Genomic DNA, 12,417 nt, shown 5'->3' with positions numbered 1-12,417 from the left:
CAGAGCCTTGCCACAATAATAATAATTGTAATTTGGCGTTGCTTTTTTGATAAGGGTACACTGCACAATCTCAGGGCATCGCAGAGGATTCATCTATGTTGAGCAATGAACTACGCTACTTTTTTGCGGTGGCCACCACCGGCTCTCTCAGCACCGCCAGCGAGCAGCTTTACGTGGCGGGTTCCGCCATCAGCCGACAAATCCACAAGCTGGAGACCCGGCTGGGCGTCACGCTCTTTGAACGGCATTCGCGCGGTATGGTTTTAACCGATGCCGGGCAGATTCTGGCTAACCATGTGCGCAAAAACATGCGCGATATGGAATTTGCGATGGCCGAAATTCAGGGGCTGAAAGCGGTGCGCAAAGCCCTGGTACGTATTGCCTGTACCGAGGGCATGGCGTTTGACCTGTTGCCAGGAGTACTGGCGCGTTTTCGTCAGCAACACCCTGCGGTGAGTTTTGATTTGCAGGTCGGCACGGCGATGCAGGTGGCAGAGTGGGTCCGGCGCAATGATTGTGATGTCGCATTTCAGTTCAGCCTCGCGCCTGAACGGGACGTGGAAATTATTGCCGCCTGGCCCGCGCCGGTACTGTTGCTGTTGGCGGATGAGCATCCATTGGTGTCGCAGCCGGGTGTGGCGATGGAAGATTTGCACCACTATCCGCTGGTTCTCCCGGAGGCGGGCACCACGCTGCGCCAGCTTTTTGATCTCTCCTGTCGCATGGCGGGCACCTTTCTGGAACCGGCGTTCAGCAGCAATAATTTTGCCGCCCTGTACGGTTTTACCCGTCATACACCCGATGCCCTGACCGTGTGTAGCCATTTCAGCGTATTGTGGCGCGCAAAGCAGGATGGCATGACGCTTAAAACGATCAATAACTCGTCGCTAAGCCAGCGCACTTTGCAGATTCAGGTGCCGGGAAGCAAACACCGACCGACTGCGGTCAATGCTTTCCTCGAACTTACCGTCCTGGAGCTGGACAGAGAACATAAGCAGTGGATGGCGGAACTGACCCCGGCTTAAGCGGCGAGATGCTGCTTAATCGCATCGAGAAACAGGCCGAGCGCCGCATGCTGATGATCGCGGGATTGATATAACCCATAAATGCCCAGCGGCTGCGGCTCCAGTTGCGGCAGTACGCTGACCAGTTGTCCGCTCTGAAGCCCCATGCGCGCCTCAATTTCCGGCACCAGCGCCAGCCCTACATCCGCCATCGCCATATCGCACAGCAAAGACGATATCCCGGCGCTGAAATTACCATTAACCGCAACGGCAACAGTGCCCTTTTCCGGATCGCGAAACGTCCATGATTGTCCTGAAAAGCGGCTGTAATGCAGACAATTGTGCTGAGCGAGATCGTCAAGGGTTTCAGGCTGCCCGGCTCTCGCAAGGTAGCCCGGTGAGGCACACAATACCGAACGGCATTCCCCCAGCGCGCGGGCAATCACCCCAGGTTCCGGGGAATTGGTTATCCGTATCGCAAGGTCGATGCGCTCACCCACCAGGCTGACCGGCTGATTATTAATATCCACTTCAATGCGCAGCGCCGGGTAGCGCGCCAGAAACGCTGGGATCACCGGCCCCAGCAGGTGGGTCGCCGTAAAGTGGGCGCAGGCAATACGCAGCGTGCCCGAAGGCGTCAGGCGCGTGGCGTCACCTTCAATGTCTTGCGACAGAGAAGCCAGTTGCCGCGTTTTCTCAAGGATTTTCTCACCGGCGGGGGTTAACGTTAGCCGCCGCGTCGAGCGATGAATCAAGCGCGCCCCGGCCCATTTTTCCATTTCATCCAGATAGCGGCTGACCATCGGGCGTGAAATACCCAGCGAACGTGCCGCCGCGCTCAGGCTGCCCAGTTCGCAAATCCGGTTGTAGGTCATTGCCGCCATGATCCTGTCCATTGCCACTCCATTTGATCGTTTTACGAAACACAGCATGAATTGTTTCAGGAATAGTAGCAGAAGCTGCAATCCGTAGAATGGTGATCACTGACTCTCTGGAGAACTGCATGATGGGATTTCAACCCGGCCTTTACTGGATAATCGATCCGCTTTGCGGCTGGAGCTATGGCGCATTGCCCTTGCTCAACCGTGTGGCTCAGGATTTTACGCAACAGCATATTTTACCGGGGGGATTATTCATCGGCACCCGGCGCAGAAAGCTCGACGCCGGGTGGCTCTCGCATGTTCATGAACATGATGCGCGTATCGCTGCTTTAACCGGCATGACTTTCGGCAGCGATTACCGCACGCAGTTGCTGGCGAACAGCGAGATTGTGCTGGATTCCCTCCCCGCCAGCCGTGGGCTTCTGGCTGCACAACGCTTTGCGACTCCCGGTAGCGATATCCAGTTTCTGAATACTGTACAGCGCGCCTGGTACGAACAGGGGCAGGACATTACCCACGCCGATGTGGTCAATGAAGTACTGAGTCGATCCGTTGGGCCAGACATCATGCTGGGGCAAATTCCAGAAAATGAAGCGCTGGATGCCATTCAATATGGACGAATGCTGATGGCACAAACGGGAGGCCAGGGCTTCCCCACCGCAGTATTCATCAATAAAGACGGGCAGTACACGCTCTTACCTGTCTCGCGTTATTACGGGCAACCAGAGGCATTTTTCACACTGGTTAGTCCCCTTCTCTCTTCACTTAGCCATTAAGGAATGCCATGAACGCAAAATCCGCCACCCTGTTACTGTCGCTGGCCGCCGCACCGGTATTTGCCGCACCACTGCAACTGGATGTGTATAACCCGCAGGAAAAAGGCATTTTCCCGGTCTCTTCAACGCTGGTCTCCGGGCCGAAAGAAGCCGTGCTGTTTGATGCGCAGTTCAGCGTTAAAGATGGCGAGGAACTGGTGAAGCTCATCAAAGCGCGTGGCAAAACGCTAAAAGAGATTGTGATCACCTCTGGCGACCCGGATTTTTATTTTGGTCTCGAACCGCTGGTAAAAGCCTTCCCACAGGCAAAAGTGGTGGCGTCCAAAGCGGTGGTTGACCATATCAAGGCAACGAAAGAGGCCAAACTGGCCTTCTGGGGGCCGCAGATGAAAGATGGCGCGCCAACGACACTTATCGTTCCGCAGGCAACCACCACCACACGTTTTACCGTCGACGGGGAAACGCTGGAGCTGAAACACGCAGGTGATTATGCCGCCTATATCTGGATCCCGGCGAACAAGGCCATTTTAGGCGGCACCGGTATTGCGTCAGGAATTCATGTCTGGACGGCAGATACCCAGACCCCGGTCATTCGCCAGGGATGGATGAACGTATTACGCGAAATGCAGGCACTGAAACCCCGACAGGTTATTCCGGGTCACTACCTGGGTGAACGCCCGGCAGGCGATGGGGCGATTACTTTCACCCATGATTATTTGAAAACATTCGAACAGACACTGAACCATCAGAAGGGCTCAGCGGCCGTGATCGAGGCGATGAAAGCCGCGTATCCTGGGCTTGCGGATGAGAGCTCGCTGGAGTTGAGCGCAAAGGTGAACACCGGCGAGATGAAGTGGTAACGGCAAACATCCCGGCTGGCGCTGTGCTTAGCCGGGCTACGTTTTCAGACGGTAGCCCGAATCACGCGTTTACGCCGCCATTCGGGAGAAAACGGATGAGGGCCAAAGACCGCCTCAGCGGGCAAAAAACCCGCCACTCACCTGCTCAGGTGTGACCACGCCGCTGTCGAGCACCCAGCCGCTGATAAGTGCGGCGGGCGTGACGTCAAAAGCCGGGTTATAGACCTGCGCATTTTCCGGCGCCCACTGCACGGCGCCAAAGCTCCCGGCAACACCCGTCACTTCACTCGCAGCGCGCTGCTCGATAGGAATCGCCTCGCCGTTCGGGCAGTTCGGATCCAGCGTGGTTTGCGGTGCGGCAACATAAAACGGAATGCCGTGGAATTTCGCTAATACCGCCAGGGAGTAGGTGCCGATTTTGTTGGCGACATCGCCGTTAGCGGCAATCCTGTCTGCCCCCACCCAAATCGCGTCCACCTGCCCTTTGCCCATCAGGCTGGCGGCCATCGAGTCGGTAATTAACTGATAGGGCACCCCAAGTTCGCCTAACTCCCAGGCCGTCAAACGCCCGCCCTGCAACAACGGACGCGTCTCATCCACCCAGACATTCGCCACCTTGCCCTGCTGATGGGCCAGCGCAATAACACCCAGCGCCGTACCGACGCCAGCGGTCGCCAGCCCCCCGGTGTTGCAATGCGTTAACAAGCGGCTGCCCGGTTTCACAAGCTCGCTGCCCGCCTGCGCGATGCTGTCGCACAAGGCTTTATCTTCTGCAATCAAGCGCAGCGCCTCTGCCACCAGCGCCGGAACGAAATCTTCGTGTGCCAGCGCCTGTTTCATTCGGTCGAGATTGTTCATCAGGTTGACCGCCGTCGGGCGCGAGGCACGCAGGGTCTCCAGCGACTGGGCCAGCACGTCACGGTTCGCCCCCTTTTCCGCCAATAGCGCCAACAGCAGACTGGCGGAGAGGCCAATCAACGGCGCGCCGCGCACGCGTAACGCATGAATATGTTCCACCAGCAAAGCCACCGAATCCGCTGGCAGCCAGCGTTTTTCCTGCGGCAGCGCCTGCTGGTCAAGAATAAAGAGTTGGTTATCAACAACCCGCAGGCTGGTGGTCTGTAATGTCTGCATAGCGTTAAATCCCTGTTGCGTTGTTGTATCGTATTGTGTCAGGATGAAATCCAGATGTATAGACGTCTGAATGGCTTTATTAGCATAAGAACATGAGGAACTGGCAATGTCGCAATACCGTACCTTCAACGCCCAGGATGCTGTGGCGTATGCACAACAATTTGGTGGTCTGGACACGCCGTCCGAACTGGTTGAAGCGCAGGAGGTCGGCGACGGTAACCTGAACCTGGTATTTAAGATTTTTGATAGTCAGGGCGTAAGCCGCATTATCGTTAAACAGGCGCTGCCCTATGTGCGCTGCGTTGGGGAGTCCTGGCCGCTAACCCTTGATCGCGCACGTCTGGAAGCGCAAACGCTGGTCGAGCACTATAAACACGCCCCGCAGCACACGGTCAATATTCTGCATTACGACCCGGAGCTGGCGGTGATGGTTATGGAAGATCTCTCTGACCATCGCATCTGGCGCAGCGAGCTGATTAAAAACGTTTACTACCCGCAGGCCGCACGCCAGTTAGGTGAATATCTGGCGCAAACGCTGTTCCATACCAGCGATTTTTACCTGCATCCGCATGTGAAAAAAGCCCAGGTCGCGCAGTTTATTAACCCGGAAATGTGCGAGATCACCGAAGACCTGTTCTTTAACGATCCCTATCAGGTCCATGAACGTAATAACTACCCGGCAGCCCTGGAGGCCGACGTTGACGCCCTGCGTCAGGATACGCAGCTCAAGCTGGCGGTCGCCTCCCTCAAGCACAGCTTCTTCTCGCATGCCGAAGCGCTGTTGCACGGCGATATTCACAGCGGCTCCATTTTCGTTGCCGAAGGCAGCCTGAAAGCCATTGACGCCGAGTTCGGCTATTTTGGTCCAATCGGCTTTGATATCGGTACGGCAATCGGGAATTTGCTGCTTAACTACTGCGGCCTGCCGGGCCACCTGGGCATTCGGGATGCGGCAGCGGCGCGTGAGCAGCGTCTGAAAGATATTCAGGAACTCTGGTCAACATTCGCCGAGCGTTTCCAGGCGCTGGCACGCGAGAAAACGCAAGATGCCGCCCTGAGCGTACCGGGCTATGCGTCTGAGTTTCTCAAAAAAGTGTGGACGGATGCGGTCGGCTTCTGCGGTACCGAGCTGATTCGCCGCAGCGTGGGCCTCTCGCATGTTGCGGATATCGACACCATCGCCGATGAAGAGATGCGCCACGAATGCCTGCGCCATGCTATTGCGCTTGGTAAGGTGCTGATTGTGATCGCCCCGCGCATTGACAGCGTGGATGAACTGATTGCCCGGGTGCGTCAGTATAGTTGAGTGCGTGCTGGTGCCCTCACCCCGGCCCTCTCCCACGGGGAGAGGGATAAAAGCGGGTGCAGCTCGATCCCCTCTCCCACGGGGAGAGGGAGAAAAGCAGGTGCAGATCGATCCCCTCTCCCACAGGGAGAGGGAGAAAAGCAGGTGCAGATCGATCCCCTCTTCCACGGGGAGAGGGATAAAAGCGGGTGCAGATCGATCCCCTCTCCCTCAGGGAGAGGGTTAGGGTGAGGGTTGTGTCACCCCAGGTACTCAATCACCGACAAACCGCCGTTGTAATCCGTGCTGTAAATCACCCCCTGCGCATCCACAAACACATCACAGGACTGGATCACCTGCGGGCGGCCTGGACGCGTATCCATCATTTTCGCCGGTGCGGCAGGCACCAGCGCCCCGGTTTCCACCGGACGATAGGGATTGGAAATATCATAGGCACGCACACCGGCGTTCTGATAAGTGGCAAAAATCAGCGTCGAACTGATAAAGCTCCCCGGACGGTTTTCGTGCAGGTTATGCGGTCCGAAGTGCGCCCCTTTCGCCACATAGTCAATCTCATCCGGCTGCGGGAAAGTGGAGATACTGACCGGGTTTGACGGTTCGCGAATATCAAACAGCCAAATCAGCTTCTCACCGTCCTCCTGGTTATCCAGCACCGCTTCATCAAGCACCACAAGCAGATCACGATCCGGCAACGGCAGCGCGGTATGGGTGCCACCGCCAAACGGCGGACTCCAGTTGCGGTGACTAATGAGCGTCGGTTGAGTGCGGTCTTTCACATCCAGCAGCGTCAACCCACCGTCGCGCCAGCTCCCGTAGGCGGTATCGCCCGCGATAATCGCATGGTGCAGCGCATAGCGTTTCCCCGCCTCCCAGTCCGGCGTTTCGCCAGCCGCCTGGTTCATCCCCGGCAGCCACCAGCGCCCCGCCACTTCCGGCTTACGCGGATCGGCCAGATCGATAGTCAGGAAAATATAATCGGTAAAGCCATCAATCAGCGCAGAGACATAGGCCCAGCGTCCGCCTACATACCAAATGCGGTGAATACCGATGCCGCTGAGTGACAGAAAGCTGATTTCACGCGGTTTGTCCGGCGTGGAGATATCAAAAATGCGCAGCCCGGCGCTCCAGCCTTTGTCCTGTACGTCACTGACCGTCTCACCCACCGAGCGGGTGTAATAGACTTTTTCATCGGCAAAGCGGGCGTCAGCAAAGAGGTCGCGGGCGTTGATCACCAGCAGAAGATCGTCATGCGCCTGCAAGTGCACGTTCCAGGTACCGGGAGGGGCCGGAACATAACCTGCAGGTTTGGGATTTTTGGGGTCGCGCACATCGACAATAGAAAAGCCCTGCGAAACCATGTGGCCGATGTAGGCATAGCCGCGATGCACCATCAGTTGTACGCCGTCCGGGCGTCCACCCTGGTCGCTATGACCAATCAGCCGCATATTACGGCTGTATTCCGGGCGTGGGAGTTCAGTTGCCATTGTTGTTCCTTTTAAGCCGGGGCGCGGCCTGATGCCCTCACCCCAACCCTCTCCCACGGGAGAGGGAGAAAAGCAAACTGCCTTCCCCCTGAGGACAGGGAGAAGAGCAGGCCGCCCTCCCGGTGAGGGAGGGGGAAAGCATCCGTTACTTCGCTTTTGCTTCCAGGGTAGCGAACCACGGCGCGATAAAGTCTTCGGTCTGGCCCCAGCCTGGGATGATTTTCGCCAGTGATGCTACGTTCACCGCACCCGGCTGCGCCGCCAGCAGCGCCTGTGGAATGGCGGCGGCTTTAAAGTCGTAGGTCGCAGGGGTCTGTTCGCCGGCAATCTTGTTGGCAACCAGACGCACGTTGGTCGCGCCAATCAGCTTCGGATCCACCGCCACGCTCACTTTCCACGGGCTGTTGGACTCGCGCATCAGTTGCAGATCCTGGTTCGACACGTCGATACTGTAGAGCTTGATCTCGGTACGGCCGTTCTCTTTCAGCGCTTTATAGGCCCCCTGGCTAAAGGCATCCCAGGTACCCCAGATAGCATCAATCTGCCCTTTCGGGTATTTCGCCAGCACCGCGCCCACTTTGTTGGCGGTATCGCCCTGCACGTCGGAAGAGACCGCGCCAATAGATTCCAGCTCTTTAATACCCGGATACTCTTTCAGCAATTCAGCATAGGCGGCCTGACGGCGCTCCATTGGCGGGAAACCGGCGACCCACAGCTTGATGATGTTGGCTTTGCCGTTGAAGTCTTTAGCCAGCGCGCCAAAGGAGAGTTTGGTCAGAGAGGCATCGTCCTGCTGGGTGACGGTCACGCCAGGGATTTCACCGTTCACAGCGGTATCGAACACCGAGACTTTGATCCCGGCATCGACCGCTTTTTTAATCAGCGCAGTGGAGTACGGATCACGGCCCTGCGAGAGGATGATGCCATCATATTTCTGGGTGATGGCCTGGTTCACGAAGTCCTGGAACTTAGCGTCATCGCCGTTGCTCAGGAAGGTGCTGATTTTAAACCCGAGTTTTTTGCCTTCCTGCAACGCGCCGGACACAAACTGGGTGGTGTTGTCATCGGAACCGAGGTTACGGATCAGCGCAATGCGAATCGGGCCGCTATGGTTAGCAATGGCGTCCGGAACCGGGGCAGGCGTCGCCGCATAACCCGGCAGCGCGCTCAGTAATCCCAGCGTCAGTAAAGAGAGTGCTATCTTTTTCATCTGTTATCCCCTGAATAATTAACGACGCTGGAAGTAAGTCAACGCAAGGGCACCGGCCAGCACCAGCCCCTTAATAATGTCCATGGCGTAATACGGAACGGAGAGCATCACCAGTCCGTTAGAGAGCACGCCGAGAATCACTGCCCCCACCAGCGTGCCGAGCGCATTCGGCTTGCCGGAACCGGCCAGCGAAAAGCCAATCCACGCCGCCGCAACCGCATCCATCAGGTAGCCGCCACCGGCGTTCACCTGCGAAGAACCAATGCGCGAAGCCAGCAGAATACCGCCTAAGCCCGCCAGCAGTGAGGCAATCACATAGGCCGCCACTTTGTAACGGGTGGTGCGAATACCGGATAAACGCGCCGCTTCCGGGTTGCCGCCAATGGCATACATACGGCGCCCGTGGGTGGTCAGCGACAGGCCAAGCTGCGCCACAATGGTCACCGCCAGCATGATGATGACAATGGTCGGCACCTGGCCGAGCAAACCAAACGCCGCCGGGATCGCCCCTTCTGCCATGTCGCCACTCGGTAGCACCATGTTTTCGGTGATCGAACCGCCATAGCTGTAGGTCATCGCCACGCCCTGAATCACAAACAGGCTGCCGAGCGTCGCCAGCATGTCGGGAATACGCAGCACCACAATTAAAAACGCGTTAAACAGCCCCACCAGCGTACAGAGCGCCAGCGTCACCAGAATGGCTTCGGTGGTACCAAAGCCATGCCAGACGAAGAGTGAAATCACCAGCGCGTTTGCCAGTGAAGCGGTTGAACCGACGGACAGATCGAAACCACCGATAGTCAGCGAAATGGAGACCCCCACCCCAATTACCGTGACGATGGCGATGGAGCGTAAGATGTTGATGATGTTGAACGGGTCGAGGAAGTTATCCGATGCCAGACCGAAGATGACGACCAGCGCGACCACCGTCAGCAGCATGCCCCATTTATAAAGAAAATCGAAAAACTGCTGACGGGATGACACCGCAGCCTTAACTGAAAGGGCTTTGCTCACGCTGCCGTTCCTCCGGTGGAAAAATAAAGTAAAGTCTCTTCGCGGGCCTCCTCGCCCTTCACTTCTGCGACAATGCGCCCATCCCAGAGCACACAAATGCGGTCGCACAGGCCCACCAGTTCGGAAAACTCCCCGGAGGCATAAATCACGCCTTTTCCTTCCCGCGCCAGCCCGTCAATCAACTGGAACAGGTCGGTTTTGGCTTTCACATCGACCCCTTTGGTCGGCTCGTCAAAAATCACCACGTTGGCGTTGCCGCGCAGCCATTTGCCAATCGCCACTTTTTGCTGGTTACCGCCGGACAGGCGACGCAAGGTCTGCCCCGGCCCGGTAGTGCGCACGCCGACGCGGGCTATCACTTCTTGCGCCCAACGCCAGGACTTACGATGGCCGAACAGGCTCCAGCGGGAAAAAGAGTTGTCCGCGCTCACCGAAAGGTTCATGGCAATAGGCTCTTCAATGAAGATGCCCTCTTTGCGCCGCTCTTCCGGCACCAGCGCCATACCGCGTAATACGGAATCCGCCGGGTCGCGTGGTCGCCACGGCTGACTATTAAGCTCGCCACGCGTGACTTTACTTTTGCTCGCACCAAACAGCGCCTTGCACAGCTCGGTTTTACCCGCGCCAGCCAGCCCGGCAATGCCCAGAATCTCCCCTTTGCGCAGGCGCAAAGAGATGTCTTTTAGCAGTTTCTCGTCATGCAGGCCGTCAATACTCAAGAGCACTTCATCGCTGTGCGGCGGGCGCTTGGGCGGGTAGATATCACTCAGTTCATGACCGAGCATCTTCTCAACGATTTGCTCGCCGCTCAGTTCCGCCATCGGGCCAGACTCAATGAGCTTGCCGTCACGCAGCACGGTCAGGGTGTCGCAAATCGCTTTCAGTTCATGGATGCGGTGGGAGATAAACACCACGCCGATGCCCTGCTGTTGCAGACGTCGCACCACGGTGAACAGGCGCTCGCTCTCGTGTTGATCGAGAGGCGCGGTAGGTTCATCCAGAATCAAAAAGCGGCAATGATGAGACAACGCGCGCGCCAGCAGGATTTGCTGCTTCTCCGCCAGGGTGCAGGTATCGATAGAGCGACGCACATCCAGCGACACATCCAGTTGTGCCAGGGCATCCTGTGCGAATTTACGCACTTCGCCCCAGTGCCAGGCGTGCCCCGGTTCCGCCAGTCTGTCGAGCATGATGTTTTCAGCAATCGACAGGCCGGGGATGAGCGCCACGTCCACTTCCTGCTGCACCAGATGAATACCAAGCTGTTTCGCGTCACGCGGGGTTCGAATGGAGACCGGCTGGTTATTAATGGCGATCTCGCCCTCGTAGTGGTCATGCGTGCCACACAGCACCGCCATCAGGGTCGATTTTCCTGCACCGTTCGCGCCCGTGAGTGCATGAACGGAACCGCCGCGCAGGGTGAAATCAACATGCGACAATGCGCTGAACCCGCCAAACGCGAGGCTGATAGTGCGCATTTCGAGGTGGTTAGTGCTCATCCGACGCGAGTTCCTGATAAATAAGTTTATTTGACGAATTTTTCATAGGCCGCCTTGACTGGCAACGACAGAAAAGGCATAAGATAAAGCAAAATAATATTAGCCATCCGGATGTCCAGACATAACATCAGGTTAGCGATAGTACACAAGGACACAACAAATGAGCAACACCAATATTCGCGTCGTCACCGGCCCGGCTAACTATTTCTCACACGCGGGAAGTCTCGCGCATCTCCATGATTTTTATACGGCTGAGCAACTTTCCCGTGCGGTGTGGATTTACGGCGAGCGCGCCATTGAAGGGGCGCGTCCGTTCCTGCCGGAGGGCTTTAACGCACCGGGCGCGAAGCATCTGTTGTTCAAAGGCCATTGCAGCGAGCATGACGTGGCGGAGCTGGCGCAGTTGTCCGGTGACGATCGCGCGGTCGTGATAGGCGTAGGCGGCGGCGCCCTGCTGGATACAGCCAAAGCGGTGGCGCGTCGTTTAGGTTTGCCCGTGGTGGCAATTCCGACCATTGCGGCAACCTGTGCTGCCTGGACGCCGCTCTCCGTCTGGTACAACGACGCCGGTCAGGCGCTACAGTTCGAGATTTTCGATGACGCCAATTTCCTGGTGCTGGTCGAACCGCAGATCATCCTTAATGCCCCTGCGGAATATCTGCTGGCGGGGATCGGCGATACGCTCGCGAAATGGTATGAAGCGGTGGTGCTGGCGCCTGTGCCGGAAAAGCTGCCGCTGACGGTACGTCTGGGGATTAATAACGCGCTGGCGATTCGCGATGTGTTACTCGCCAGTAGCGAAGAAGCGCTGGCGGATCAGGCGCGTGGCGACGTGACGCAGGCGTTTCGTGACGTGGTGGATGCGATTATCGCCGGTGGCGGTATGGTGGGCGGACTCGGCGAGCGCTATACCCGTGTTGCCGCGGCGCACGCCGTTCACAACGGTCTGACAGTATTGCCGCAAACAGAGAAATTCCTGCACGGCACCAAAGTAGCCTACGGTATTCTGGTGCAAAGCGCCCTGCTCGGTCAGGATGATGTGCTGGCGCAGCTCGTGAACGCCTATAAGCGTTTTAACCTGCCCACCACGCTGGCGGCCCTGGAGGTGGACATCAACAATAATGACGAGCTGGAGCGGGTGATTGCCCATACCCTGCGCCCGGTCGAATCCATTCACTATCTGCCGGGCGAGCTCACTCCCGCCACGCTGCGCGCAGCGTTTGAAAAAGTCGAACATTTTACCCGCTGA

11 protein-coding genes are annotated in these 12,417 nt (G+C 57.4%); 5 read left to right on the top strand and 6 right to left on the bottom strand.

What is annotated here, in order from left to right:
* The first annotated feature begins 95 nt into the window (after nt 1–95).
* Nucleotides 96–1,025 carry a LysR family transcriptional regulator gene (locus ABIB59_RS10800; RefSeq protein ID WP_354035385.1) on the top strand — a complete coding sequence of 310 codons (930 nt, stop codon included), beginning with the start codon at nt 96–98 and terminating at the stop codon, nt 1,023–1,025.
* Here the strand turns inward: ABIB59_RS10800 and ABIB59_RS10795 are convergent.
* Complete coding sequence (locus tag ABIB59_RS10795) at nt 1,022–1,900, bottom strand: LysR family transcriptional regulator (protein WP_125125113.1); 879 nt, start codon at nt 1,898–1,900, stop codon at nt 1,022–1,024. The genes ABIB59_RS10800 and ABIB59_RS10795 overlap by 4 nt on opposite strands.
* Nucleotides 1,901–2,007: 107 nt before the next feature.
* Here ABIB59_RS10795 and ABIB59_RS10790 point away from each other — a divergent pair, with 107 nt between their 5' ends.
* Together ABIB59_RS10790 and ABIB59_RS10785 are read left to right on the top strand one after the other, a co-directional pair.
* Entirely contained in the window at nt 2,008–2,661 is a 654-nt protein-coding gene (locus ABIB59_RS10790) for a DsbA family protein (protein WP_232034353.1), read from the top strand.
* A gap of 8 nt (nt 2,662–2,669) precedes the next feature.
* Entirely contained in the window at nt 2,670–3,521 is an 852-nt protein-coding gene (locus ABIB59_RS10785; RefSeq protein WP_354035382.1) for a Vmh family MBL fold metallo-hydrolase, read from the top strand.
* 114 nt (nt 3,522–3,635) lie between these two features.
* Here the strand turns inward: ABIB59_RS10785 and mtnA are convergent, their stop codons facing one another.
* A complete protein-coding gene (mtnA, locus tag ABIB59_RS10780) occupies nt 3,636–4,655 on the bottom strand; it encodes an S-methyl-5-thioribose-1-phosphate isomerase (RefSeq protein ID WP_071193891.1) in 1,020 nt (339 codons plus the stop codon).
* A 106-nt stretch (nt 4,656–4,761) separates the two neighbouring features.
* Between mtnA and mtnK the strand changes: the two genes are divergently transcribed.
* Nucleotides 4,762–5,961: an S-methyl-5-thioribose kinase gene (gene mtnK / locus ABIB59_RS10775; RefSeq protein WP_041852173.1), complete on the top strand. Its 1,200-nt coding sequence runs from the start codon at nt 4,762–4,764 to the stop codon at nt 5,959–5,961.
* A gap of 239 nt (nt 5,962–6,200) precedes the next feature.
* Here the strand turns inward: mtnK and ABIB59_RS10770 are convergent, their stop codons facing one another.
* From ABIB59_RS10770 to ABIB59_RS10755, 4 genes are all read right to left on the bottom strand, one after another.
* Entirely contained in the window at nt 6,201–7,445 is a 1,245-nt protein-coding gene (locus ABIB59_RS10770; RefSeq protein ID WP_071193893.1) for an LVIVD repeat-containing protein, read from the bottom strand.
* Nucleotides 7,446–7,590: 145 nt separating this feature from the next.
* The gene (locus ABIB59_RS10765; protein WP_041852175.1) at nt 7,591–8,655 is read right to left on the bottom strand and encodes a sugar ABC transporter substrate-binding protein; all 1,065 of its coding nucleotides are present in this window, start codon (nt 8,653–8,655) and stop codon (nt 7,591–7,593) included.
* Between the two features lie 18 nt (nt 8,656–8,673).
* Nucleotides 8,674–9,669 carry an ABC transporter permease gene (locus tag ABIB59_RS10760; RefSeq protein ID WP_041852176.1) on the bottom strand — a complete coding sequence of 332 codons (996 nt, stop codon included), beginning with the start codon at nt 9,667–9,669 and terminating at the stop codon, nt 8,674–8,676.
* Nucleotides 9,666–11,168 carry a sugar ABC transporter ATP-binding protein gene (locus ABIB59_RS10755; RefSeq protein ID WP_354035379.1) on the bottom strand — a complete coding sequence of 501 codons (1,503 nt, stop codon included), beginning with the start codon at nt 11,166–11,168 and terminating at the stop codon, nt 9,666–9,668. Before ABIB59_RS10755 ends, ABIB59_RS10760 begins: the two co-directional genes overlap by 4 nt.
* 160 nt (nt 11,169–11,328) lie before the next feature.
* On the opposite strand from ABIB59_RS10755, the gene ABIB59_RS10750 reads away from it, so the two are divergent.
* Nucleotides 11,329–12,417 (top strand): oxidoreductase, encoded by a 1,089-nt coding sequence (locus tag ABIB59_RS10750; RefSeq protein WP_354035377.1) that lies wholly within the window; start codon nt 11,329–11,331, stop codon nt 12,415–12,417.

It is taken from the genome of Citrobacter sp. UYEF32, from assembly GCF_040546205.1.
Lineage (GTDB): Bacteria > Pseudomonadota > Gammaproteobacteria > Enterobacterales > Enterobacteriaceae > Phytobacter > Phytobacter diazotrophicus.
The sequence above is the reverse complement of the archived record's forward strand: the minus strand, read 5'-3'. Positions and strand labels throughout refer to the sequence as shown.